Below are 25,405 nucleotides of genomic sequence, written 5' to 3'. Positions count from 1 at the left end.
GAAACAGAGCGCAGTGAACCAGAGTGCGGTTAAGCAGGGCGCTGTGAAGAGCGCTGTCAGGACGAGCGCTGTAAAGAAAGGCGCTGCTCAGAAGACCGCCGCGAAGAAGAGCGCAATACGGCAGGTGGCAGCGAAACAACCCACAGCGAAACAACGCACAGCGAAACAACGCACAGCAAAGGGCGCACTGAAGCAAAGCGCGGCGGCCAACGAAAACATCCTCGCGATCGACGTCGGCGGCACCGGCCTGAAAGCCGCGATCATCGGCGCCGACGGCAAGATGAAAACCGAACGCGTGCGCGTCGCGACCCCGCATCCGTGCACGCCGGATCAACTGGTGGACGCGCTCGCGCAACTGGTCGCGCCGCTAATCGAGCAGGCGCCGCCGGCGCTGATTTCGATAGGCTTTCCGGGCGTGGTGCGCGACAACCGCATCCTCACCGCGCCGCATTTCGGCGTCGAAGGCTGGCACGACATTCCGCTCGCGGATGCGCTCGCGCAGCGCGTCGGCGGCCTGCCGGTGCGAATGATCAACGATGCGGAAATGCAGGGCTTCGCGGCGATCGAAGGTCACGGCCTCGAATTCGTGCTGACGCTCGGCACCGGCGCGGGCACCGCGATGTTCCGCGACGGCGAGCTGATGCCGCATCTGGAACTCGCGCATCATCCGGTCAGCAAGAAAGGCGTCGCGTACGACGAATACATCGGCGAGGCGGCGCGCGAGAAGGTCGGCAACAAGCGCTGGAATCGTCGCGTGCAGAAGGTGATCGGCATTCTGGATGCGCTGGTCAATTACGACAAACTGTGGATCGGCGGCGGCAATGCGGCGCGTCTGAAGTTCGAGCTGCCGCCGCACGTGGCGACCGTGTCGAACGATGCCGGCATCGAGGGCGGCGCGCGTCTGTGGCATCCGCTGTCGGTGCGCGAGACCCGGCAGTTCCCGGAGGCGACGGAAAAGACCGGGCGGTTCACGCCGAAGTGACGGTTGATCAGTAGCGCGAAGCTCGTTCAGTGATCGAATGCAGTGCCGACCCGGAGACGCCCCATGACGACCCGCCTCAATCTCTCCCTCACCCGCCGCCTGCTGTCGGTCGGCACCTGCGCGCTGCTCGCCTACGCGAGCGCGCATGCGTACGCGCAACAGGCGTTCTCGCTGACGTCGCCGGGTCTCGCCGACGGCGGCACGCTCGATTCGAGCCACGCGGCAAGCGCGAACAACTGCGGCGGCCGCAATATCTCGCCGGCGCTGCAATGGCATAACGCGCCGGCCGGCACGAAAAGTTTCGCGGTGACGATTTCCGATCCGGACGGCGCGAAGGGTCTGGGCGTCGTGCACTGGGTCGTCTACGGGATCGCGCCGTCGGTCACCGGGCTCGCCGCCGGCGAAGCGGCGCCGTCCGGCAGCGCGGCGGGCCTGAACGTGACCGGCGGCCCCGGCTATCACGGGCCGTGTCCGCCGGTCGGCGAAGTGCCGCATCACTACGTGGTGCAGGTGTTCGCGCTCGATCTCGCGCCCGGCGCATTGCCGGCCGGTCTGAAGAAAGACGCGCTGTTCGAGGCGATTCAGGGGCACGTGCTCGCCGCGACGAGCACGGTGCTGCGGTACGGGCGTTGAGCGATACGTTAGCCCGCGGCGCTGGGCGCGCCGCTTATCGCTGCGCTTATCGCTGCGCTTATCGCTGCGCTTATCGCTGCGCTTATCGCTGCGCTTATCGCTGCGCTTATCGCACCACTTACCGCACCACTTACCGCACCACTTACCGCGCCGCATCCCCCCAGCGATATTGCACCGTCGCGTCATCGAGCTGTGCCTTCAACGCGTCGTCGAGCACGTAATCCGCGGCCGCGAGCGTATCGCTCAACTGCTCGGCGCGGCTCGCGCCGATGATCGCCGACGAGATCAGCGGATTCGCGAGCACCCAGGCGAGCGATACCTTCGCCAGCGATTCGCCGGTCGGCGCGACCAGCGCCTTCAATTGCTCGATGGTTTCGAACTCGCGCTCGTGCCAGTAGCGCTGCTGATACATCGCCCCCGCCTTGCCGACGCTCGCGGTGAAACGCCCTTCGGCGGGCGCCGCATCGTGCCGGTGCTTGCCGGTCAGCAGGCCGCCCGCGAGCGGGTTATACGGCATCACCGCGAGCTGCTCCTCGGCGGCGAGCGGCAGCAGTTCGCGCTCGATCTGCCGGAACAGCAGGTTGTAGCGCGGCTGCACCGACACGAAGCGCGCGACGCGCAGCACGTCCGCGCGTCCCAACACGCGTGCGAGCCGGTACGCGAGAAAGTTCGACACGCCGACATAGCGCGCCTTGCCCGAGCGCACGATGGTATCGAGCGCTTCGAGGGTTTCGTCGAGTGGCGTTTTCGGGTCGTCGGAATGCAGCTGGTACAGATCGACGTAATCGGTGCCGAGGCGGCGCAGCGATGCATCGATCGCGTCGAGCAGATGTTTGCGCGACGCGCCCTGGTCCCATGCGGCCGGCCCCATCTTGCCGACCGCCTTGGTCGCGACGATGAAGCGCTCGCGCTTGCCCTTCAGCCAGCGGCCGACGATCTCCTCGGTGCGGCCGGCCAGGTCCTCGCCGCTGCCGAGCGGGTAGACGTTCGCGGTGTCGATGAAATTGACGCCGGCGTCGGCCGCGGTGTCGAGGATGCGATGCGACGCGTTTTCCTCGGTTTGCAGTCCAAAGGTCATCGTGCCGAGACACAGACGCGAAACGCTCAGGCCGGTGCGGCCGAATTGACGGTATTGCATGGATCGACTCCAGAAGAGGGGATGAGAGAGCCGGCCCGCCGAGGGCGGAACCGCAGTGTTGTAAAAAGGATAAACGGAGTCGAAATTTCGTGCGCGCCGCCGTCACCGATCCGAGTTATTTAATTGAAAGATTATTTGTAATGTTAAATCGCTAAAGCGCGCTGTATTTAATTGAATTTAATTCAGCAGAGCAATTCGTCGGCGTAATAATCAGACGTACCGTTAGCGCTAAAAATTACATTAAGCCTACTCCGGTAAAACGTCGAAACAAATCCCTTACCGCCGGTAAGCATGCGCGGTGATTGATGCCGTTTTATGCGTGTGGAATGATAGCGATTCTCATTTAAAAACAGCCAGCCAATCCCGTCTTTTCCGCGCTTATTGCGGAGAGCGGCAGCCAGCCACTTGCGAATTTGTCATGAAATCCGCTCCAGACATGCGGATCAGACAAGCGCATTTCCGACGGGATTTCCATGCTCAATCACACGCCGCTGGTGACAGCGCTCGCGCTAGCTTTCACCGTTCCTTTCGCGACGCCGGTCGTTGCGCAGACCGCGCCGCAAAGCGCGCTACAACCGGCGGCAACCGGCGCATCGGCGCAGACGTCGAACGGGACGATCACGCTCGCGCAAAACGACGCGCAAAATAATGCGCCGGCCAGCGCGCAAGGCACGACGCAAAACAGCGCTCCGGTCGCCGACGGGCAAACCCTGCCGACCATCGGCGTGCAGGCCCAGGCGGTGCAGCAGGACTTCCAGGCGGATCGTGCAACGGTGGGCGCGAAGACGCCGACCGCGCTGCGCGATATTCCGCAGACCGTCACCGTGATCAATCGGGATCTGCTGTCGTCGCAAGGCGCGACGTCGTTTACCGACGCGCTGCGCAACGCGCCGGGCGTGACGATCGGCGCGGCCGAAGGCGGCCAGATCGGCAACAACATCAACCTGCGCGGCTTCACCGCGCAGAACGACATCTATCTGGACGGCTTTCGCGACCGCAACCAGTACTACCGCGACACCTTCGATCTCGAATCGCTCGAAGTGCTGTACGGTCCTTCGTCGATGCTGTTCGGCCGCGGCTCGACCGGCGGCGTGATCAACCAGGTCAGCAAGAAAGCGAACCTGAAGGACTCGGCCGAAGTGACCGGCATGATCGGTACCGACGACCGCTACCGCTCGACCGTCGACGTCAATCACAAGCTCACCGACACTTCGGCGATCCGCCTGAACGCGTTCGGCCAAAGCCTCGGTTCGACGCGCGACGTGATGAAGAACAAGGACTTCGGCGTCGCGCCCGAGCTGCGCTTCGGCATCGGCACGCCGACCGAAATTACGTTGTCCGCACTGATCCAGCGTAACAACGACATGCCCGACTACGGGATTCAGGCGTTGAACGGCCGGCCGTCGCCGGTGCCGAAGAACACCTTTTACGGGCTGACCAGCGACCGCACGATCCAGGACGTGCAGATCTTCAACGCGGCGATCAAGCACCGGTTCTCCGAGAACCTGACGCTGACGAACCAGACGCAGATCTCGCACTCGACCACCGACGCGCGCGAAACCGCGCCGCAAGCGGTGCTGACCGGACCGCTGGCGTCGAGCCCCGCATTGAGCAACGGCAACTTCACGACACTGTCGCCGTCGCAGCTCTTCATCAAGCTGCAAAGTCACGATCGCGTGATCGAGAATCACGCGATCTACAACGACACGATGCTCGAATACAAATTCAATACCGGCTCGATCAAGCACGACGTGATCGCCGGTATCGAAGTGGGCCGCGACACTTACACGAACCAGGCGTACACGCGTAACAACCTGCCGGTCGTGCCGATGCTCAATCCGCCGATCATCGGCACGCCCGCGAACGTGACGACCACGGTCGGCAATTTCGCGGACTCGAGCGCGAACGAAATCGCCGCGTACCTGAACGACACGGTCACGCTGACGCCGCACTGGAAGATCGTCGGCGGTCTGCGTTGGGATCGTTTCTCGGCGGAAATTCACAACTCGGTCAGCGCGCCGGCTTACGCGAGCCAGACCAACTACTTCACCAGCGTGCGCGCGGGCGTGATCTATCAGCCGACCGACTGGCAGTCGTACTACGTGTCGTACGGCACGTCGTTCAACCCGTCGCTCGAATCGCTGACGGTCACCAACCTCACGCAGAACCTCGCGCCGGAATTGACGAAGTCGTATGAAGTGGGCGGCAAGTGGGACCTGTTCGGCGGCAATATTTCGTTGAACTCGGCATTCTTCCGCCAGGAAATGGACAACGCGCGCACCCAGGTTTCGCCGACCGAATACACGCTGGCCGGCGACATTCGCGTCGACGGTTTCCAGGCGGGCGTGACCGGCCATATCACCGAAAAGTGGCAGATTTTCGGCGGCTACACGTACATGGACGCGACGATCCTGAAGGCGGCCGACGGCACTCAGGGCCATACGCCGGCCAACACGCCGCGCAACACGCTGACGTTCTGGACCACTTATGCGATCACCCCGCACTGGGAAATCGGCGGCGGTCCGATCTATATGTCGCCGCGCTACGCGTCGAACACGAACTACGTGAAGGTGCCGGGCTATACGCGTTGGGACGCGACCGCCGCGTATCACGCGAAGAAGTACTCCGTGCGTCTGAATCTGCTGAACCTGACCAACAAGTACTACTACGACGCGTTGATTCCGTCGGACGGCGGCCGTTCGGTGCCGGGCATCGGCCGCACGCTGCTCGCGACGTTCGACTACCGCTTTTAATCCGCGCCCGGGTGCGCGTGCTGGCACGCGTTTTTGTCGCGCACCCGGCGGATGCGTTAGGCTTGCCGTTTTGTTCACGGCAAGCCGACGCGAAGGACACATCATGTTGCTGCACATTCCGAACGTACTGGACGCCGCTCAAGTGCGTTCGCTGCGCGAGCGGCTCGACCAGGCGGGCGACGCGTGGGTCGACGGCCGCGCGACCGCCGGCTATCAGGGCGCGCCTGTCAAACGCAACCAGCAGATCGCCGAACATACGCCGGTCGCGCGCGAACTCGGCGACGTGATTCTGGCGGCGATCGAACGCAATCCGCTGTTCATCAGCGCGGTGCTGCCGAACCAGGTGTATCCGCCGCTGTTCAATCGCTACGAGGGCGGCATGACGTTCGGCAGTCACGTCGACGGCGCGGTGCGAGTACTGCCGAATGGCGTGAAGCTGCGCACCGATGTGTCGGTGACGCTTTTCCTGAGCGCGCCCGACGAATACGACGGCGGCGAACTCGTGATCGAAGACACCTACGGCGTGCAGCAGGTGAAGCTGCCAGCCGGCGACATGATCGTCTATCCGGCCACCAGCCTGCATCAGGTCACGCCGGTCACGCGCGGCGCGCGCGTGGCGAGCTTCTTCTGGGTGCAAAGCCTCGTGCGCAGCGATACGCAGCGCGCGCTGCTGTTCGACATGGACACCGCGATTCAACGGCTCAATGCCACCCAGGCCGACGACACCGCGCGCCGCAGTCTCGTCGGCTGTTATCACAATCTGTTGCGTAGCTGGAGCGAAACGTGAGCGACTCGGACCTCATCGATCTTCAACCGTCCACGGTCGGCCAACCCGGCAATCACGAACGGCACGACAGGCAGCGTCTCGCCGGCGATGAACTGAAAGCGCGTCAGCAGCGCTCACGCCGCGCGACGTTCATCAAATGGCTGCGCAAGGTGCACGGCTGGGTCGGGCTGTGGGGTGCTGCGCTCGGTCTGCTGTTCGGCACCACCGGGTTTTTTCTCAATCATCGCGCCGGCCCGCTGAAGGTTTCGACCGGCGCGCCGCAAGTGGCGACGATGCAGGTGCCGCTGCCGCAACCGGCGCCGCAAACGCCGCGTGAGCTCGGGCAATGGCTGAAGCACGAACTGAAACTTACCGGCAATCCGGGGCGGATGCAGCAGGAGCCCGCGCGTTCGGTGGCGTGGGGCGATCGCAGCGTCGTGCAGCCCGAGCACTGGCAACTGACGTTCGCGACGCCGAAAGAAAACACGTCGATCGAGTACTGGGTCGGCAATAACTATGTGACCGTCAAGCGCAGCGCGAACACCTTTCTCGCGATGCTGACGAATCTGCATAAAGGCGTTGGTCTCAGCGTCGGCTGGGTGCTGCTGATCGATACGCTGGCGGGCAGTCTGATTCTGCTGTCGTTGACCGGCGTGTTGTTGTGGACCGAGCTGCATAAGCGCAAGACGGTTGGCGTGGTGCTGGTGCTCGGCTCGATCGCGGCGGCGGTGGCGTTGGGGACGATGTAGGCCCGCGCGCAGGTCCCGGCCGGCACGCGCTAGAATCGTCGCAGCCCCACTTCCGCTGGCTCTGCCGCCGTCCGCCGATGACTTCTTCCGCCAATTCCGCCGGTGCTGTCAATGCCGCCAATGCTGCCAGCAGCGCAGATATCGTCGATGCCGCGCTGACGACGCGCCGCTCGGTCCGCGCGTTTCTGCCCACGCCGGTGCCGCGCGCCGACCTCGAAGCGATTCTCGAAGCCGCCAGCCGCTCCCCGTCCGGCACCAACACCCAGCCGTGGAAGGTCTACGTACTAACCGGCGAATCGCTCGCGGGTTTGTCGCGCGAGCTGCTCGCCGCGTACGACGACCCGCAGCGCGACTCGCTCTATCGCGAGGAATATCCGTACTATCCGCAGCAGTGGCTGTCGCCGTTCATCGACCGGCGTCGCAAGATCGGCTGGGACATGTATGGACTGCTCGGCATCGAGAAGGGCGACAAAGCTCGCATGCACGAACAGCACGCGCGCAACTTCCGCTTCTTCGGCGCGCCGGTCGGTCTGCTGTTTACGATCGATCGCAGTCTCGAGCGCGGCAGCTGGCTCGACTACGGCATGTTCCTGCAAGCGATCATGACGGCCGCGCGCGGCCGCGGACTCGATACCTGCCCGCAGGCCGCGTTCATTCAGTTTCATCGGCTGATTGCCGCGCATCTCGGCTTGCCGGACAACGAGCAGTTCGTCTGCGGGATGTCGCTCGGTTTCGCCGACGAAAGCGCGCCGGTCAATGCGCTGCGCACCGAACGCGAACCGGTCGGGCAGTTCGCGCGCTTTCTCGATTGAGCGTATTCGTCAGTCCCCACCGGAACCAATGACAATGAAAACATCGCGCCGCCACTTTCTATTACTGGGCGCGGGCGTCGGTTCGTCGCTCGTGTTCTCGCGCGCCGCGTTCGCCGCGGGCGCGCCCGCCACGCTCAGCGTCAGCGATCCGCAGGCGCAGGCGGTCGGCTACGTAGAAGATGCGTCGAAAGTCGACAAGGCGAAATTCCCGAACTTCGCGGCGGGGCAGTCGTGCGCGAATTGCTCGCTGTTTCAGGGCAGCGCGTCGGATCCGTATGGCGGTTGCACGCTGTTCGGCGACAAGCAGGTCGCGGCGCGCGGCTGGTGCAGCGCTTATTCGAATATGTGAGCGTGGACAAAGCAGACGGCGAAGCAAAAGCCGGCGGCGCAAGCCGCCGCCTCGCGCAATAACTATCTCTACAGCAACGCCTTCAACACCAGCTCATACGAATGGCCGATCCACACGGCGGCGTCGCGATGATCGCGTAGCGCGTCGCCGGTATTCGGATGCAGAAATACATCGAGCGCGCCGTGATTGAGTGTCAGCCAGCCGACCACGTCGGCGAATTGCGCCTGCGTGAACGCGAGCTGATACGACCACATAGGATGCGGGCCGACCGGGCGTTCATGAAAGCGGCCGATCTGCAATTGCTCGCCCCAATGCGCGGCGATCTGTTCGCGAAACGCCCAGGCGGCGTCGCGGCTCGCCGCATCGAAATAGATGTGCGCATGCCAGCTCTCGATGGCTGACGGTTCACGAAAAGTCATATCAGAGTTCATTGCGTATCAGTCTTTATCCGACATTCGTTCTGCTTCGGTGTCCGCCGGCGCGCGCATTGCAACGCGCATGTGAAACTGTCTGTCATCCGCGCCGACGATCTCGAAGCCGAGTCGATCGTACAGCCGTTTGGCGGGATTGTCCTTGAACACGTGCAACGCGACCGGCACCGACTCGGCCGCGGCGGCGCGCAGGATCGTGCGCAACACCTGTTCACCGATGCCGCGCCGTTGGAACGCCGGCGCGATCTGCAACTGTTCGACGAACCATCCGGCGTTGTCGCGGAATGCCTTCAGCAGACCGGCGGGCGCGCCGTCGACGCAGATGACCTGCGCGGCATCGTAACGGTCGAGCAGACGCGCGCGATGAGTCGCTTCGTCGGTCGGTTCGCCGGCGCGCACCAGGTGTTCGGTCATCGTCGCGCGACGCAGTTCGAGCAGGAACGCCTCGTCGCCGGCATGCGCGCGGCGCAGGATCAGGTCGGGTTGTTGGACAGGCGGTTGGGACATGGCGGCAGGGTTGCGGTGCTCGATGGTGTGGGGGAGCACGAGTAACAATTGTCTTCGATTGTCGCGCCCGCTGCGCTTTTTTACCACGCGGTTATGTTGCGGCCTTTCCACTTTGCGATGCAGTGCGAGCGCTCGCTGCGGCGAGCCGGGGTTCGCGCATGGGCATACGACTTGCTCAGGCATCGTTCGCTTGTCGCGAGCGCGGGCCGTTTCGGCGCGTCGTTCGCGCGATGCATATCGATCCGCGGCACACGCGCAACCACGCTGCCGGCCAAACGGCGCGGCGTTGGCGCGATAACGAAGCGAACCACTCTAATCATACGAACGATGCTGAACGCGGAACCCCACACCGTCACGCGCGACGCCGCCGGCCAGGCCGTCTCGCTCGTGTTCTATCCCGACACCGGCTGTTTGCGTTTCGCCGATCCGCATGGCGTTTGCCACGAACTGCGGCCGCCGCATTCGTGGCTGGCGATCGCGGCCGCGTCGCGCGGCGTGAGGCGCGGCACCCAGGCACTCGCCGATGCGTTGAACGTGCTGCTGCACGAGTTCTGTCTGAAGCGGCCGCGCTGGCTCAATGGACCGGCGCGCGTGTCGGCGGATGTCGCGCTCGATGCGTTGTTCGGAACAGCAACGGGTGCCGTCGCTAGCGATGCATGCGCGAGTGACGCCGCGGGTGATACAGAAGTTTCCCGGTGACGTTCGCAGTGATGATGCGAATGTCCAGATCAACGTTGGGAGGTGGGCTATGTCGATGATCGAGGCGGTACCCAGCGTCTCCGCGGATGGGCGCGCGGTGATTTTCCAGTTGTCGTCGCGCGGTCGCGATCTCGAATGCGCGGTCACGCGCGAGGCGCTCGAACAGTTCTTCTGGCTGCAACGCGGCGCCGGCGAGGCACGCATTCTGAAGACCTTTGCCGATGGCCGCAAACGCATTACCGCGGTGGCCGAACGGAAAATGCTCGCGCGTCCCGGCGAGAGAGTGCTGCTGACGATCGCCGATTTTTCGTCGCGCGGTTGATATGCGCGGCACGTTTGCGGTGACGCGCGCGCTGCCGTGGTCGTGCTCGCAGTCGCGCGTCCGCCGCGTCACGTCCGACAAAAGCGCTGTTACATCCATTCGCTAAATTAACCCGCCATTGCCCCTCGCTTCGCGCAATTGCATTCGCGCGTGCTCGCCTACACTGATTTCCATGGAGCGACGCATGACAAGCCCATCGACGCGATTCCCCCGCGTCGTGTTCTGAACCGTACCGTTGATCGCAGTCAGTAATTGGCAGTGGCAGTGGCAGTGGCAGTGGCAGTGGCAGTGGCAGTGGCAGTGGCAGTGGCAGTGGCAGTGGCAGTTCGCGACACGCAGTTCGCAACACGCAGTTCGTAGCACGCAGTTCGTAGCACGCAGTTCGTAGCACGCAGTGAGCAGTCGGTAGTTTGCAGTCCGCAGTACAGGCAATGTGCAAGATAGCAATACCAGCGTGCAACCCACTCAAAGGGCAAACGCGAAGAAGCAAGGGGGTAGCGGCCAGGTGAGTTCGATAACGAGGGACCGGACCGCATGCAATAGCATCATGCAGTGACATCATGCAGTGATCCGTTTCGGTGATCAGGTCGAGGCGGTAGAAATTGCAGCAGTAATTGCAGTAGTCGTCGAAGCGAATGTGAAGTAGAAGTTTGAATCGGCAGTTTGAAGTTTGCTGTCAGGCGGTAGAAATTGCAGGTGCGGTAATCGCAGGTGCGTTTCGTAATTTTGTAATTTTGTAATTTCGTAGTTCGGTAGTTTCGTAGCAACAGCCTTGTAAGTTTGGTGGTTATAGGTCGGCAGGCATCCACGCGCATGTTCGACTGTTCCATCCTGTCAAACCCTGTCCCTCGCGGGACAGGGTTTTTTTTCGCCGTGGCCGAAACCGCTCTTGTATCTGCGGGGTTCGAACCGATATGCGCGCATTGCGTTCTACGCTACGGTCTGTTGAAAGCGGCTTAATAGGTCGCAAATAGAAATTCGTGAACTTGTCGGACGCGCAATGCGTCGGATGATTGAGCGCGGCGTCTGCCGTTGTCGCGTGCCGCGGTTGGGGCGCGCAACAAAGAGAGGAGGTTGAATCGATATGTCGAGCAAATCGCGAGTCCGCAAGCACGGCCAACCGGCCATGTCCCCGTTGTTACGCGCGCTGACCACGAGCCGTACCGCCCACCAGCCGGTCACGCAGACGATGCTGCTGCAAGCCTACGCGGCGCTCGACGCGCTGCGCGGCGGCCACGGCGCGCGCACTTTGCACACGACGCTGAGCCGGCATCTGCTGGTGTCGCAGGAACTCGCGTGCATCGGGCTCGCCGAAGACGCGCTGACGGAGATCGAGCGCGCGCATGCGGCGCTGGTGCGGCTGGATCTGCGCGAGCGCGAAACCGGCAAATGGACGCTCGAAGACGACGAGTACGCGCGTCTGTGCGCAGCGCTGGCGATTTTCGACGGACAACTGGCGGCCGCGTCGCTGAGCGAACTGGCGAGCGCGGAAGCGCGGATGATCGAAGGTTTGATGCGCTCGGCGCGGTTGCGCGCGCTGGCGGACGCGGTGGTTTGAACGATCAACCGCCGCGCATAGCGCAGTGCGGGTCCGACGAAAAACGCCCCAAAGCCTGGACCGGTGTCCAGACTTTGGGGCGTAATTCATTCCGGCGCGCCTTTAAATAATCGGGTGCTTTTCAGCAACGGCGGCGCGAGTTGCGAAGCCTCGCCTCGCAAGCCCGCGACCGCCAACCACCTCAATCGTTGTACTGCGTCACGTCGTAATACGCGATTCCGCTCTGTCCGCCGCGCAACTGGATCAGCCGCGAACCGTCGGTCGTCAGTGCCGGGAACGGGCAATTTGTGCAGGTTTGTGTACCGCTCGAATCGACACCGGCACTCACCGTCGTCTGATACTGGCCGACCGTCGTGTTGTTCGGCTGACCGGCGGAGAAGCCGTTCACCTGCTGCAAGCTCGAACCCGACAGCGCGCTCGCCTGAATCTGCACCGAGTTGATCGGCACCGTCAGATCGAGCCCGTCCACCGGCGTCGACCACGTGACGCTCAGCGCGTACTGCGCGGCGGCGAGTTCGGTGCCGGGCGTGAGGAACTGGGTGGTCGCGTCGTTCATCATCAGCGTCGGCCACGCGGCCGCGCCGGCCGCCGATGCATTGAGCGGACTGCCCGGATTGATCACCGACGACTGCCCGAGCTGCGCGCCGGTGCTGTCGTAGAACGTGACCGTGTAGGTCGAGTAGAGCGGCACGGTGCCCGCGTCGACCGCTTGCGCCGCGTAGTAGCCGCTCGACGCGGGCGCGCTGAAGCTCGCCGTCGACGACAACGACTGCCACGACCAGCGATACAGCGACGTATTGCTGCTGGTCGTCGCGGGCGCGACCGGCGGCGCGCTCAACGCGCTGTCGGCGAGAGCGAGCGTGCTGTTGCCGGACGCGGCGCGCGGCATCAGCCACACCGGCGCGGCAAGACCCGGCCCCGTCACCGAAGCGGAATACACGTTCGGATTCGCCGCGGTCGGAATCGTGATGTCGAGCCCGGCTTCGTAGCGATTCACGTCGTTCAGGCGCGTATCGACGAACGTGCGGCGCTGCAGTTGCGACGTGAGCGCGACCGCGAACGACGACTGATCGCCGAGCAGATCCCAGCCGAGCTGCGCGCCGCCGGCGAGCGTGACCGGCGTCGCCAGCGCCTGCGCGACGCTGTACAGCAGACCCGGCTGGCCGCTCGCGAGCGTGAACGGCAACTGCACGAGCGCGAGCTGCTTGCCGTTGCGCGTGAAAAACGCGAGCGTCTTCGGCGAGCCGAACACCGCGCCGGTCATCTGGGCATCGGTCAGGCCGTGCGCGCTGGCGAGATCGGTCGAGCCGTTGTCCTTGAACGACGCGTCGAGCGCCGGCGTGCACGACGCGGCGTTCAACGTGCCGTTCGCCGCGCACGCGGTCAGCAGCGCGGCGAGCGGTTCCAGATAGTTCGCGGCGGCGGACGGCGCGGCGAGCACCGCGCCCATCGCGGTCTTGCTGTTCAGCGCGACGCCCGCGCCGGGCGCCGCGTTCGACACCAGCGTGCGGCCGCCGTTGGCGCTCGTGACGACCGAGACCGAATCGATCACCGCGTCGGCGCCGCTATGGTTCGGCGTGAACGCGATGCCGATCGGATCGAAGCCGGCCGGCGCGATGCCGTTCTGCTGGAGCAGGTTCGCGAGGATCGTGTCGAGCGTGATGGTCGCGAGTTGCACCGCTTGCAGCGTCACTTTCGCGAGCGTGCCGGTCGATGCGAGTTCGAGCGGATTGCCCGAACTGGTCAGCATCGCGGCGAGCGCGGTGGTCAGCGTGGTCACGTTGACGACGGCCGGCGCGCTGCCGGTCGGCAGTTTCGCGACCACCGACACGAGCGGCGCGCTGAGCCCGCTCGCGTCCTTCGCGACGATGAAGAACGGCAGCGTCATGCCTTTTACCGAAAGGCTGTACGCGCCCTGCGTGTCGGTGGTCGCGGTGGTCTGGGTGCCGCTCGCGTCGATCAGCGTGAGCTTCGCGCCGACCAGTGCGCTGCCCGCCGCGACGGTGCCGCCGATCGAGGTCGTGGTCGCGGGCGCCGTGCTCGACGAACCGGTGCCGGAATCGCCGCCGTTGCCGCAACCGCCGAGTTGTAAAAGGACGCTGGCGACGGCGGCTGCGATGCCGCTACGCACGATCGATCGATGCATGAATTTCCCCGCTGCTCGGATTGTTTGAATGACTGCCGGGCCGCTTGAAGCGGCGGTGCCGGTCAGGCCGCTAAAACCGCTGTTTTAGCGTGGTTTCGAATGGAGTTCGGAGAATACTTCAAAGCGGCGGTTGTGTGGCGGGCGGAGGTTGTGACGCGAAGGTGAGTGTGGGCTTACGGGTTTCCGTAGTGAGGTGCGGGAGTTCGCCGCCCGCCTGCGGCGGCGCGTTTGCCGCTGCGATTGCTGCTTGCTAGACTGGCTGGCCTGTCCTGCGCCGAAGCTGACGCCGTTGCCAGCGCATCCCACCCGAGCCTTAGCGGAGACATCATGTCCTACATGCTGCTCATCGTCGAACCCGTCGAACAACGCAGCGAGCGCGGCGAAGCCGCGGGCCGCGATCTCTATGCGCAGATGCTGCGTTTCGCCGACGACCTGAAGGCGCGCGGCAAGCTGCGCGCGGCCGAATCGCTGACTTCGCAGAACGAAGCGGTGCGCGTGCAGGTCCGCAACGACCAGCCGAAACTGATCGACGGCCCGTTCGCCGAGGCGAAGGAAATGATCGGCGGCTTCTATCTGCTGAACTGCGACAGCCGCGAGGAAGCGCTCGAAATCGCGCAGGCCTGTCCGGCGGCGGGCTGGTGCACGGTCGAGGTGCGTAAGCTGGGGCCGTGTTTTATGTAGCCGCGCGATCACGCACGACCTGCTGCGTCGCTCCACTTGCCGATACCCCACGTACGGTCCACCTGCCTGGCTCAGTGTTTTCCCTGATGCCGCGCGCTCATCGCGCGTGTCGATCTCCATGCCTATCGTTCGTCGTGTCAATAACGAGCGCGCAGTGGTCTCGCGTTCCGGCGGCGGCCCGTTCGCCATCTCTGACAAAAGACAACGCACAAAGGAGCCAGCACCATGCGATTCATGATCATCGTCAAGGCCACCGCCGCCAGCGAAGCCGGCCAGATGCCGGAAGCGTCGCTGCTCGCCGCGATGGGCGCGTATCACGAAGAACTCGCGAAAGCGGGCGTGCTGCTCGACGCGACCGGCCTGCAGCCAAGCTCGAAAGGCTGGCGCGTGAAGTACAGCGGCGGCAAGCGGACGGTGATCGACGGACCGTTCACGGACACCAAGGAACTGATCGCCGGCTATACGCTGATCCAGGTGCGTTCGCGCGACGAAGCGATGGAATGGGCGCGCCGCGTTCCGGCGCCGTTCGGCGAACAGGCCGACGGCGAAATCGAAGTGCGCCAGCTGTTCGAACTCGAAGACTTCGAACCGGGCCCGGAAATCGAGCAGTTTCGCAAGCTCGAAGAAAGCCGCCGCTGAGCAGGCAGCGCAAAAAGAGCAGGTAGCGTAACCGGATCAACAGACCAGACAGTCAGGACCCCGCATCATGCACAAACAGATCTACGTGAATTTGCCGGTGGACAACGTCGAGCGCTCGAAGGCCTTCTTCAGCGCGCTCGGCTTCGGCATCGAGCCGCGCTTCAGCAACGAGCACGCGGTGAGTCTGATCGTCGGCGACAACATCTACGCGATGCTGCTGGAAAAGCCGATGTTCCAGTCCTTCACGCCGAAGCCGGTCGCGAACGCGAAGGAGAGCACTGAAGTGCTCGTGTGCCTGTCGTGCGAGAGCCGCGCGGAAGTGGACGCGCTGGTCGCGAAGGCGCTCGCCGCCGGCGGCCGCGCGCCGCGCGAGCCGCAGGACCACGGCTTCATGTACGGACACGGCTTCGAGGACCTCGACGGGCATATCTGGGAGCTTGCCTACATGGAACCGAACGCTTATCCGGCCGCCGCGGGTTAAGGCCGTGACGACCCAGGCGACGCATCGTGCGATCGAGGCTGTCTGGCGGATCGAAGCCGCCAAGGTCATCGCCCACGTCGCGCGGATCGTGCGCGACGTGGGGCTTGCCGAGGAACTCGCGCAGGACGCGCTGGTGGCCGCGCTCGAACACTGGCCGGCGGCCGGCGTGCCCGACAATCCGGGAGCGTGGCTGATGACGACCGCGAAAAACCGCGCGCTCGACCGTCTGCGCCAGGAAGCGCTGCACGCGCGCAAACGCGAGGAACTCGGCCACGATCTCGACGCGATCGAAGCGCACGTGGTGCCGGATTTCGTCGATGCGCTCGATGCCGCGCGCGCCGACGACATCGGCGACGATCTGCTGCGGCTGATCTTCACCGCGTGCCATCCGGTGCTGTCGACCGACGCGCGCGTCGCGCTGACGCTGCGTTTGCTCGGCGGCCTGACCACCGACGAAATCGCCCGCGCGTTCCTCGTGCCCGAGCCGACCATCGCGCAGCGGATCGTGCGCGCGAAGCGCACGCTCACGGCGGCGCGCGTGCCGTTCGAGGTGCCGCAAGCGGATGCGCGCGCGCCGCGGCTCGCGTCGGTATTGCAGGTGATCTACCTGATTTTCAACGAAGGCTATTCGGCGACCGCCGGCGACGACTGGATGCGCCCGGCGCTGTGCGAGGAAGCGCTGCGGCTCGGCCGCGTGCTCGGCGGACTCGTGCCGGACGAAAGCGAAGTGCTCGGCCTCGTCGCGTTGATGGAGATTCAGGCGTCGCGCACGCATGCGCGCGTCGATGCACAGGGGCGGCCGGTGCTGCTGCTCGATCAGGATCGCAGCCGCTGGGATCCGCTGTTGATTCGCCGCGGGCTCGCCGCGTTGCAGCGCGCGCAGGCGCTCGGCGGCGGCAGCGGGCCGTATGCGTTGCAGGCCGCGCTGGCTGCGTGCCACGCACGCGCGCGGCGCGCCGAGGATACCGACTGGGCGCGTATCGTCGCGCTTTACGATGCGCTGGCGCAGGTCGCGCCGTCGCCGGTGGTCGAGTTGAATCGCGCGGTGGCGGTGGGGATGGCGTCCGGGCCGGCGGCGGGGCTCGAAATAGTCGATCGGCTCGCGGCCGATCCGGCGCTCGCCAATTATCACTGGCTGCCGAGCGTGCGCGGCGATCTGCTGGTCAAGCTCGCGCGCATCGACGAAGCGCGCGCGGAGTTCGAGCGCGCCGCGGCGATGACGCGCAATGCGCGCGAGCGGGAGTTATTGCTGGAGCGGGCGCGCGGACTCGCGCATTGAATCGCGCATTGAATCGCGCATTGGATCGCGCATCAGATCGCGCATTGGATCGCTCAACGAAGCAACTGCCGCACGCCCAACGCGACGATCAACCCGCCGCATACGCGATCGACCCACATCTTGCCGCGCCGGTACGCGGCCGCGATCCGCGCATGCGATAACGCCAGCGCGACGAAGCCATACCAGCTGCTCGCGACCACCAGCACCATCCCGAGCATCGCCGCGAACGTGCCGGTGCTCACATGCGCGGGCGCCGCCGACGAAAACACCGCCGCAAAGAACGCCATCGATTTCGGATTCGCGATGTTGGTCGCGAAGCCCTGCGCGAACGCCTGGCGAAAACCGCCCGACGGCGCGTTGCCGAGCGTCGCTTGCCTCGCCGCCGACGCGTTGAAGATCAGCCGCCCGCCGAACCACAGCAGATAACACGCGCCGGCCACCCGCACCACCAGCGCGAGCCACGGAAACGCGGCGAACACGATGCCGACGCCGAGAATCGCGCAACTCGCCCAGAACAGATTGACGAGCACGATGCCGGCGACCATCGCGAGCGCCTCGATGCGGGTCGCCGACGCGGCCTTGTGCGCGACCGCGACGAAGTTCGGGCCGGGGCTCACGACCCCGGCGATATATACGGAAAACACGCCGAGCACGGCGCCACCATCGACCACGACAGACTCCCTGATTTGATTAGCACTACGGGGCGCCGCTGCTACAACCCGAAAAACGCCGCGCCGGCAGTCAGAACCCCTCCCGCGGCGACGACGAACGACAGATTGCGCAACCACTTCTTACGCGTGAGCAGCGTGATCGCACACAGCGCGATCGCCACCTGAATCAGCAGCGTGGCCTGTGCCCAGCGGTGATGACCGTGCAGCAGCGCTTCGCTGCGGGTATCGGCGGCGACCACCTGCTTTTCGATCGCTTCGGCGTTCGCGCGGATCGGCTCTTTCTGCTGCTTGTATTTCTCGACATCGGCGGCGAATTTCGCATGCGCGTCGCTGTTCGGCGCCGCGAGCGCCGCGCCGAGTTCGGCGAGGTTCTCCTTCTCGCCTTTCGCCTGATAGTAGGACCACTGGTTCGACGCTTCGGTCTTCTTGATCGCGGCTTCGTTCTTGTAGAACAGCGCGAGGTTCTCGCTATTGCCGCTCTGGTACGCGCACAGCGCGCCGATCGTCGCGAGGATCGCGGTCATCACCGCCATCCGGCTCGCGAACGGATCGGCGTCGCGATGGCCGCCGTGACCGGCGTGCTCGACCGCATGGTCGTGCGGACCATGCACTTCATATTCTTCAGACATCTGATTCTCCGGGGCGCTGCTTTTCTTTTCGACGCCGGGCAGCGGGTGGCCCGGCGGGGCTCAATCTTAGCGCGTCGCGCGCGGGCTCAGGCGACCGATTCCGGCGCCCGCGCATGCCGCTGATGATCGGCCGCCAGGCACATGTACATCGCCGGCACCACGAACAACGTGAACAGCGTACCGATCGACATCCCGGTGAAGATCACGAGGCCCATCGCGTTGCGGCCCGCCGCGCCCGCGCCCGATGCGATCACGAGCGGCAGCACGCCGAGCACCATCGCGGCGGTCGTCATCAGGATCGGCCGCAGCCGCACGCCGGCGGCTTCTTCGATCGCGTCGCGCTTCGAGCGGCCGGCGCGCTGCAATTCGTTGGCGAACTGCACGATCAGGATGCCGTGCTTGCTGACGAGCCCCATTAGCGTGACGAGGCCGACCTGGGTGTAGATGTTCAGCGTCGTCAGCCCGATGTTGATGAAGATCAGCGCGCCGAACAGCGCCATCGGCACCGAGATCAGGATCACGATCGGATCGCGAAAGCTCTCGAATTGCGCGGCGAGCGCGAGGAACACGATGATCGTCGCGAGCAGCAGCGTGATCACGAAGCCGCCCGACTCCTGCACGAACTGGCGCGACTCGCCCGAGTAATCGGCCGCATAGCCGGCGGGCGCGACCTGGGTGGTCGCGTTGCGCAGAAAGTCGAGCACCTGGCCTTGCGACACGCCCGGTACGATCACGCCGGAGATCGTCGCCGAATTGAGCTGCTGGAAGTGGTTGATCGATTCGGGCACGACGGTGTGGCGCAGATGCGCGACCGTCGAGGCCGGAATCACGCTGCCGTCCGGCGTGCGCAGATAGTAGTCGAGCACTTGCGACGGGTTCAGCCGGTCGGTCTGCAACACCTGCGGAATCACCTTGTACGAGCGCCCCGCAATCGAAAAGTAGTTCACGTAGCCGCCGCCGAGCGCCGAACCGAGCGCCTGACCGACATCGCTTTGCGACATCCCGAGCGAGGCGACCTTGTCGCGATCGACCACCAGCGCGACTTCCGGCTTGTCGATCTTCAGATCGGTATCGACGAAAAAGAACATCCCACTCTGACGGGCTTTTTCCAGCACCGCTTGCGACACCTCGTTGAGGTTCTCGAACGGCTCGGTCGTGCTGATCACGAACTGCACCGGCAAGCCCTGCGAGCCCGGCAGCGGCGGAAACTGGAACGCGGCGACGCGCGCGCCGGCGATCTGATTCCACTTCTGCTGCAACTCCTGCTGCAGTTCGGTCGCGTTCTTGCCGCGCTGATCCCAGGTCTTGAACAGCACGCCGCCGATCCCCTGGTTGATGGTCGGCGATCCCGTCAGCTGGAACATCTGCGCGTATTCGGGCAGCGCTTTCGATGCATCGAACACCTGGTCCGCGTAGGTCTGCATCTGCTGGATCGTCGCGTTCGGCGGCCCGACGATCTGCGACAGCACCACGCCCTGGTCCTCCTGCGGCGCGAGTTCGGACTGCGAAGTCATGAACAGGTAGACGGTGCCGCACAGCAGCAGCACGCCCATCAGCACGAACACCGGCCAGGTATCGAGCGTCGCATGTAACAGCCGGCCGTAGCCGCGATGCACGCGCTCGAACTGACGGTCGACAAAACGCGCGAAACGCCCCGACTCCTGTTCGGCGCGGAAGAAACGCGAGCACATCATCGGCGACAACGTGAGCGCGATCACGCCCGATACGGTGACCGCGCCCGCCAGCGTGAACGCGAATTCGGTGAAGAGCGCGCCGGTCAGCCCGCCCTGGAAACCGATCGGCGCGTACACCGCGATCAGCACCACGGTCATCGCGACGATCGGGCCGCCGAGTTCGCGCGCGGCGATCAGCGCGGCATCGAACGGCGTCTTGCCCTCGTGCTTCATATGCCGGTCGACGTTTTCCACGACGATGATCGCGTCGTCGACCACCAGCCCGATCGCGAGCACCAGCGCGAGCAGCGTCAGCAGGTTGATCGAATAGCCGAGCACCTGCATCACGAAGAACGTGCCGATCAGCGATAGCGGCATCGCGATCAGCGGCACGATCACCGCGCGGAAGCTGCCGAGAAACAGGAAGATCACGACGGTCACGATCAGCAGCGCTTCGACCAGCGTCTTGATCACTTCGTCGATCGCGGTGTTCACGAAGTCGGTCGCGTCATAAACGATGTCGCCCGTCATGCCGGTCGGAAACTGCTTCTGCAACTCGGGGAACACGACCTTCACGCGTTTCGCGACGTCGAGAATGTTCGCGTCCGGCGCGACCTTGATGCCGATGAACACCGAACGCTTGCCGCTGAACGCGACGTTGAAGTCGTAGCTGTCGGCGCCGAGCACGACGTTCGCGACATCTTCGAGGCGCACGATCGAGCCGTTCTTCTGTTTGACCACCAGCTGCTTGAAGTCTTCGACGGTGTGCAGATCGGTGCCCGCTTCCAGATCGACGCTGACCATTTGCCCTTTGGTCGAGCCGAGCGTCGCCAGATAGTTGTTGTTGCCGAGCGCGCTATAGACGTCGCTCGCGCTCACGCCGTGCGCGGCCAGCTTCGCCGAATCGAGCCACGCGCGCATCGCGAACTGGCGGCCGCCGAGCACTTCGGCGGTCTGCACGCCCTGGATCGAATCGAGTTTCGGTTTGACCACGCGCAGCAGGTAGTCGGTGACGTTGTTGCTCGGCAGCACGCTGCTGTAGAAGCCCATGTACATCGCGTCGGTGGTCTGCCCGGTCTGCACCGTCAGCACCGGCTGCTGCGCCTGCGGCGGCAACTGGTTGCGCACCGAGCCGATCTGCGTGTTGATCTCGGTCAGCGCGCGGTTCGCGTCGTAGTTCAGGCGCAGCGTTGCGATGATCGTCGACACGCCGGTGATGCTGGTCGACGACATGTAGTCGATCCCCTGCGCCTGCGCGATCGCCGCTTCGAGCGGCTGCGTGATGAAACCGGCGATGGTGTCGGAGTTCGCGCCGTAGTACGCGGTGGTGATCGTGACCACTGCGTTTTCGGTCTGCGGATACTGGCTGACCTTGAGCACCGCGAGCGCGCGCAGGCCGAGCACGAGGATCAGCAGGCTCACGACCGAAGCGAGCACCGGCCGGCGGATGAAGATGTCCGTGAACATGATCGGCGGCCTCGCTTATTGTTCCTGCGGCGCGGGGTTCGGACTGTCGGCCGGCTGCACGCGGTTATCGACGATCAGCGGCGTGCCGTTCTTCAGCTTGATCTGGCCGCTGGTCACAACCTGCGCGCCTTCGTCGACGCCCTTCAGAATCGCGACCTGATCGCCGCGCGTCGGCCCCGGCGTCACGAACACCTGCTGCGCGACCGGCAGTGTCTTGCCCTGCGCGTTCGGCTGCGTGCCCGGCTTCACGACAAAGACGGTCGCGCCGTACGGGTTGTAGGTGATCGCGGTTTGCGGCAGCGTCAGGTGGCGCTCGGCGGTGCCCGAGTCGATCTTCACGTTCGCGTACATGCCGGGCAGCAGCTTGCGCTCGCGATTGTCGACGCTCGCCTCGATCTGCACGTTGCGCGTCGCGCTGTCCACTTTCGGGCTCACCGAGCGGATCTTGCCGGCGAAGCTCTGGCCGCTGTATGCGTTGGTATCGACGCTGACCGGCGCGCCGATCGCGAGCAGGCCGAGTTGCTGCTGCGGCACCGAGAAGTCGGCGTAGATCGGATCGATCGCTTGCAGCGTGACGATCGCGTCGCCGGGGTTCAGGTATTGGCCGGGGTTGATCGTCGTGATGCCCAGGCGCCCCGCGAACGGCGCGCGAATAGTCTTCTTGTCGACGAGCGCCAGCTGTTGCGCGACCTGGGCCTTCTTGGCTTTCAGGTCGGCCGTGTCCGCGTCGAGTTGAGCCTTCGCGATCGCCTTGATGTCGTACTGCGCGCGGTCGCGCTCGTAGACGGTCCGTGCGAGTTCGGCGGCGGCTTGCAGCGATTGCAGCAGCGCGACGTCGCTGTCGGCGTTCAGTCGCACGAGGATCTGGCCGGCCTTTGCTTCCTGCCCGGATACGAACGCGACCTCGCGCACGAGGCCCGCGACTTCGGTCGTCACGTCGACGCCGCGCACCGCGCGCAGGCTGCCGACCGCCGCGAGCTGCGGCTGCCACGACTGGTAGTGGACCACCACCGCCGATACCGTCGCCGGCGGCGAGGTGTTGGCCGCCATGAACTTCGCGAACATATGCGCGCGGAACATGTTGAAGCCGACCAGCGCGGCGAGCAGCAGGCCGACGCAGATCAACATGATCACCATCCGCTTTGCCATCGGTTTTCTTGTGGTCATCGTGGTGTCCTTGCTCGGGGCGGGCGAGGGCTGGGTGTTCGGGGGCAACGCTATTAAGGGGGCGTTGCCGTTTTACGTGTGGCTGCGGGTGTGGCCGCGGTCGCGGTGGTGCGCGTGACGGCGGGTGATGCTGTGTTTGCGGCAACGGCTGCGGGTGTAGCTGTGGTTGCAGTTGCTGTTGCGATGGCGGGCGGCGTTGTTGCGGACACCGCGCCTGCCGGGGGGGCGGACGCGGCTGAATCAGGCGTGGCCCGTGTCCCCGCTTCCGGCGCGGCGTCATTCCACCAGCCTCCGCCTAGCGCCTGGAACAGCGCGGCGGTATCGGCATAGCGCGCGGCCTGCGCCTGCGCGAGACTCACCACCGTTTGCTGATACTGCCGCTGCGCATCGAGCAGGGCCAGATAGCTGACGCCGCCGACCCGGTACTGCCCGCGCGTCAATTCGAGCGCATCGCCGGCGGCGCGCGATGCGTCGGTCTGCGCGGCGAGGCCGGTCGCGTCGTGTTCGAGCGCGCGCAGCGTGTCGGCGACGTTCTGGAACGCTAACAAAACCGTCTCGCGATACTGCGCATCGGCCTGCTCGTAAGCGGCCTCGGCCGCGCGCTTCTGCGCGCTCAGCTGACCGCCGTGAAACACCGGTTGCAGCAGGCCCGCGCCGAGGCTCCAGATCGTGCTGCCGGCCCGGAGCACCTGGGCCGGGGTCAGCGCTTCGGCGCCGTAGCTCGCGGACAGCGTGATCTGCGGATACATCGCCGCGGTCGCCACGCCGATCTGCGCGCTCGCCTGATGCAGCGTCGCGTCGGCGGCCAGGATGTCGGGCCGCTGGCGCACCAGCGACGACGGCAGGCTCACCGGCAGCGTAGCGGGCAACGAGAACATGTCGAGCGTGAACTCGGGCACGCCGGGGTCGCCCGGCAGCTTGCCGGCGAGCACCGCGAGTTGATGACGGGTCTGATCGAGTTGCTGGTAGAGCGGCGGCAGCGTCGCGCGGGTCTGCGCGAGCAGCGTTTGCTGCGCGAGCACGGCCGCCCGGCTGACGCCGCCCAGCGTGAACTGCTGGTCGAGCACCTTCAGCTGCTCCTGTTCCTCGACCGCGATCCGCTCGGTCGCGTCGATCTGCGCGCGCACTGAAGCCTGCTTGACCGCGGCGGTCACGAGGTTGGCCGAGATCGTCAGCCACGCGGCCTGCAACTGGTACTGCTGGTAGTCGACCTGCGCGTGCAGCGCTTCCAGTCCGCGCCGCGCGCCGCCGAACAGGTCGAGCTTGTACGACACGCTGACCGACGCGTTGTAAAGATTGAATTCCTCGACGAGGCCGGGCTCGCCGAACGCGATGCCGTTGATCTTTTCGCGCGTCGCGCCCAGTTGCGCGTCGACGCTCGGCAGCAGCGTGCCGCCCACTTGCGCCTTGAAGTTTTCGCGGGCCTGGCGCAGCGCCGCCTGCGCGGCGGTCATGTTCGGACTATTGGCGATGCCTTCGCGGATCAGCGCGTCGAGCGGTTCGCAGTGAAACAGCGTCCACCACGCGGCCGGAATGTCCTCGCCGGGCGCGAAACGCTGCGGCAGGCCGGCGGCGCCGGGCGCGGACGCGGTCTGCTCGGGCAGGGGTGTGGTGGTGAAGGTATCGGTGGCGGGGGCGGGCGGCGCGTGGTAATCCGGGCCGACCATGCAGCCGGCCAGCGCGACGCAGCCGCCAAGCGCGGCGTAGAGGCGCCGCCGGACCATCCGCAGACTTCCGTCGCTCATCGATCCACCTGTCTCGCCAGTGGCGGGTGGACCGGAGAAGATGTTCAGGTCACCCGAACGTTTCTGGAATTTGCTAACCGACGGTGGAATTTACCACGCACGGCGCGGACTGCGCTGGCGCCGCCCGCGTTACGGCTCTTAGCTGCGATGTCCCATCAGCATCAGCAGCAACGACAGCGTGACGATCGAGCCGACCGTCGACAGCAGAATCGTGCGCGACGTGATGTGCGCCTCGCGCTGGTAGAACTCCGCGAGCATGAACGGGCCGGTGCCGGTCGGCAGCGCGGCGAGCACCACGGCCATTTCGACCAGCGTCGGCGCGAGTCCGAACACGCGCGCGGCGAGCCACCAGGTCAGTGCCGGCTGCACGATCAGCTTGACGCCGGTCAGGAGCAGCGAGATGCCGCCCGCGCCGGTTTCGCGCGGGCGCTTCTCCGCGAGAAACAGGCCGAGGCTCACCAGCGCGCACGGACTCGCCGCGCCGGCGAGCAGCTTCAGAAAGGTCTCCGCGCTGGCCGGCAGCGTCACGTTCAGGCTCGCGAATGCGACGCCGGCGAGCGGCGACACGATCAGCGGATTGCGCGCGAGCGAGCGCAGCACTTTGAGGCCGAGCTTGTGCGGCGTGCGCTCGGTCTGCAAGCCGATTTCGATCAGCACGATCGCGACCGCGAACAGCACGCAGGCGACGAGGATCGTCGCGATCGTGGTCGGCGTGAGGCTCGCCTGACCGAACGCGATCACGCCGAGCGGAAAGCCGATGTAGCCGGTGTTCGGATACGACGCCGCGATTGCGTCGACGCTCGCATCGGCGAGATGCCGGCCGTTGAATAGACGCAACGCGAGGATCAGCGCGAACACCGCCACGCACGCAATCGAAAAGGTCGCGACGAAAGCCGGTTGATACAGCTGATGCCAGGTTGCGTGCGCCATCGTGTCGAACAGCAGCGCGGGCAGCGCGAGCCAGACGACGAAACGGTTCAGTTCGGACGCGGCGTTCGGGCCGAGCACGCCGCGCCGGCGGCACGCGAAGCCCGCAAAAATAAGGCCGAAAACGGGAAGCAGGATTTCGAGGGTGGCTAACATCGGTGCGGAAAAGGGCCTGGCGAGCGGGGGGTGGAGAAGTGCGGA

24 protein-coding genes are annotated in these 25,405 nt (G+C 65.2%); 14 read left to right on the top strand and 10 right to left on the bottom strand.

Annotation, left to right across the window (positions count from 1 at the left end):
* The first annotated feature begins 187 nt into the window (after window positions 1-187).
* Window positions 188-982: an ROK family protein gene (locus BTH42_RS09465; RefSeq protein WP_075298650.1), complete on the top strand. Its 795-nt coding sequence runs from the start codon at window positions 188-190 to the stop codon at window positions 980-982.
* A gap of 63 nt (window positions 983-1,045) precedes the next feature.
* On the top strand, window positions 1,046-1,615 hold the full coding sequence (locus tag BTH42_RS09460) for a YbhB/YbcL family Raf kinase inhibitor-like protein (protein ID WP_075298240.1): 570 nt from the start codon (window positions 1,046-1,048) through the stop codon (window positions 1,613-1,615).
* 142 nt (window positions 1,616-1,757) lie between these two features.
* Here BTH42_RS09460 and BTH42_RS09455 read toward each other — a convergent pair whose 3' ends face one another.
* Entirely contained in the window at window positions 1,758-2,753 is a 996-nt protein-coding gene (locus BTH42_RS09455) for an aldo/keto reductase (protein WP_075298237.1), read from the bottom strand.
* 473 nt (window positions 2,754-3,226) lie between these two features.
* On the opposite strand from BTH42_RS09455, the gene BTH42_RS09450 reads away from it, so the two are divergent.
* The 5 genes from BTH42_RS09450 (at window position 3,227) to BTH42_RS09430 (ending at window position 8,182) form a co-directional block, all read left to right on the top strand.
* A complete protein-coding gene (locus BTH42_RS09450) occupies window positions 3,227-5,506 on the top strand; it encodes a TonB-dependent siderophore receptor (RefSeq protein ID WP_075298234.1) in 2,280 nt (759 codons plus the stop codon).
* Window positions 5,507-5,609: 103 nt separating this feature from the next.
* A complete protein-coding gene (locus tag BTH42_RS09445) occupies window positions 5,610-6,293 on the top strand; it encodes a Fe2+-dependent dioxygenase (protein WP_075298231.1) in 684 nt (227 codons plus the stop codon).
* Window positions 6,290-7,021 carry a PepSY-associated TM helix domain-containing protein gene (locus BTH42_RS09440; protein ID WP_075298228.1) on the top strand — a complete coding sequence of 244 codons (732 nt, stop codon included), beginning with the start codon at window positions 6,290-6,292 and terminating at the stop codon, window positions 7,019-7,021. Before BTH42_RS09445 ends, BTH42_RS09440 begins: the two co-directional genes overlap by 4 nt.
* A 77-nt stretch (window positions 7,022-7,098) precedes the next feature.
* Entirely contained in the window at window positions 7,099-7,833 is a 735-nt protein-coding gene (locus BTH42_RS09435; protein ID WP_075298226.1) for a nitroreductase, read from the top strand.
* Window positions 7,834-7,867: 34 nt separating this feature from the next.
* Window positions 7,868-8,182 carry a high-potential iron-sulfur protein gene (locus BTH42_RS09430; RefSeq protein ID WP_075298223.1) on the top strand — a complete coding sequence of 105 codons (315 nt, stop codon included), beginning with the start codon at window positions 7,868-7,870 and terminating at the stop codon, window positions 8,180-8,182.
* A 68-nt stretch (window positions 8,183-8,250) separates the two neighbouring features.
* On the opposite strand, the gene BTH42_RS09425 is transcribed toward BTH42_RS09430, so the two are convergent.
* Together BTH42_RS09425 and BTH42_RS09420 are read right to left on the bottom strand one after the other, a co-directional pair.
* Complete coding sequence (locus tag BTH42_RS09425) at window positions 8,251-8,601, bottom strand: DOPA 4,5-dioxygenase family protein (protein WP_075298220.1); 351 nt, start codon at window positions 8,599-8,601, stop codon at window positions 8,251-8,253.
* A gap of 18 nt (window positions 8,602-8,619) precedes the next feature.
* Window positions 8,620-9,120: a GNAT family N-acetyltransferase gene (locus BTH42_RS09420; RefSeq protein ID WP_075298217.1), complete on the bottom strand. Its 501-nt coding sequence runs from the start codon at window positions 9,118-9,120 to the stop codon at window positions 8,620-8,622.
* A gap of 327 nt (window positions 9,121-9,447) precedes the next feature.
* On the opposite strand from BTH42_RS09420, the gene BTH42_RS09410 reads away from it, so the two are divergent.
* From BTH42_RS09410 to BTH42_RS09400, 3 genes are all read left to right on the top strand, one after another.
* Window positions 9,448-9,819: a hypothetical protein gene (locus tag BTH42_RS09410; protein ID WP_075298212.1), complete on the top strand. Its 372-nt coding sequence runs from the start codon at window positions 9,448-9,450 to the stop codon at window positions 9,817-9,819.
* Window positions 9,820-9,868: 49 nt separating this feature from the next.
* The gene (locus BTH42_RS09405) at window positions 9,869-10,141 is read left to right on the top strand and encodes a DUF1488 domain-containing protein (protein WP_075298210.1); all 273 of its coding nucleotides are present in this window, start codon (window positions 9,869-9,871) and stop codon (window positions 10,139-10,141) included.
* A 1,084-nt stretch (window positions 10,142-11,225) separates the two neighbouring features.
* Window positions 11,226-11,699, top strand: coding sequence for a hypothetical protein (locus tag BTH42_RS09400; protein WP_075298208.1), 474 nt, complete (start codon window positions 11,226-11,228; stop codon window positions 11,697-11,699).
* A gap of 181 nt (window positions 11,700-11,880) precedes the next feature.
* Here BTH42_RS09400 and BTH42_RS09395 read toward each other — a convergent pair whose 3' ends face one another.
* Window positions 11,881-13,845 (bottom strand): hypothetical protein, encoded by a 1,965-nt coding sequence (locus tag BTH42_RS09395; RefSeq protein WP_075298206.1) that lies wholly within the window; start codon window positions 13,843-13,845, stop codon window positions 11,881-11,883.
* 327 nt (window positions 13,846-14,172) lie between these two features.
* Between BTH42_RS09395 and BTH42_RS09390 the strand changes: the two genes are divergently transcribed.
* The 4 genes from BTH42_RS09390 to BTH42_RS09375 all read left to right on the top strand — a co-directional run bounded on the left by BTH42_RS09390 (window position 14,173) and on the right by BTH42_RS09375 (window position 16,925).
* Window positions 14,173-14,526, top strand: coding sequence for a YciI family protein (locus BTH42_RS09390; protein WP_075298204.1), 354 nt, complete (start codon window positions 14,173-14,175; stop codon window positions 14,524-14,526).
* 225 nt (window positions 14,527-14,751) lie between these two features.
* Window positions 14,752-15,165, top strand: a complete 414-nt coding sequence (locus BTH42_RS09385) for a YciI family protein (protein ID WP_075298202.1) — start codon at window positions 14,752-14,754, stop codon at window positions 15,163-15,165.
* Between the two features lie 67 nt (window positions 15,166-15,232).
* A complete protein-coding gene (locus BTH42_RS09380) occupies window positions 15,233-15,646 on the top strand; it encodes a VOC family protein (protein WP_075298200.1) in 414 nt (137 codons plus the stop codon).
* Between the two features lie 4 nt (window positions 15,647-15,650).
* On the top strand, window positions 15,651-16,925 hold the full coding sequence (locus BTH42_RS09375) for an RNA polymerase sigma factor (protein ID WP_075298198.1): 1,275 nt from the start codon (window positions 15,651-15,653) through the stop codon (window positions 16,923-16,925).
* Between the two features lie 53 nt (window positions 16,926-16,978).
* Here BTH42_RS09375 and BTH42_RS09370 read toward each other — a convergent pair whose 3' ends face one another.
* From BTH42_RS09370 to BTH42_RS09345, 6 genes are all read right to left on the bottom strand, one after another.
* Window positions 16,979-17,596, bottom strand: coding sequence for a LysE family translocator (locus tag BTH42_RS09370; protein WP_075298196.1), 618 nt, complete (start codon window positions 17,594-17,596; stop codon window positions 16,979-16,981).
* 41 nt (window positions 17,597-17,637) lie between these two features.
* Complete coding sequence (locus tag BTH42_RS09365; protein WP_075298194.1) at window positions 17,638-18,225, bottom strand: DUF4337 domain-containing protein; 588 nt, start codon at window positions 18,223-18,225, stop codon at window positions 17,638-17,640.
* Between the two features lie 86 nt (window positions 18,226-18,311).
* Window positions 18,312-21,365, bottom strand: coding sequence for an efflux RND transporter permease subunit (locus BTH42_RS09360; protein WP_305954784.1), 3,054 nt, complete (start codon window positions 21,363-21,365; stop codon window positions 18,312-18,314).
* 15 nt (window positions 21,366-21,380) lie between these two features.
* A complete protein-coding gene (locus BTH42_RS09355) occupies window positions 21,381-22,532 on the bottom strand; it encodes an efflux RND transporter periplasmic adaptor subunit (protein WP_075298190.1) in 1,152 nt (383 codons plus the stop codon).
* Between the two features lie 53 nt (window positions 22,533-22,585).
* Entirely contained in the window at window positions 22,586-24,277 is a 1,692-nt protein-coding gene (locus BTH42_RS09350; protein WP_083654717.1) for an efflux transporter outer membrane subunit, read from the bottom strand.
* Window positions 24,278-24,415: 138 nt separating this feature from the next.
* Window positions 24,416-25,360 (bottom strand): AEC family transporter, encoded by a 945-nt coding sequence (locus BTH42_RS09345; RefSeq protein ID WP_075298188.1) that lies wholly within the window; start codon window positions 25,358-25,360, stop codon window positions 24,416-24,418.
* Window positions 25,361-25,405: the final 45 nt, after the last annotated feature.

Source organism: Burkholderia sp. SRS-W-2-2016, from assembly GCF_001931485.1.
Lineage (GTDB): Bacteria > Pseudomonadota > Gammaproteobacteria > Burkholderiales > Burkholderiaceae > Paraburkholderia.
Note: the sequence above shows the minus strand (reverse complement) of the source record. Positions and strands in the feature narration are given on the sequence as shown.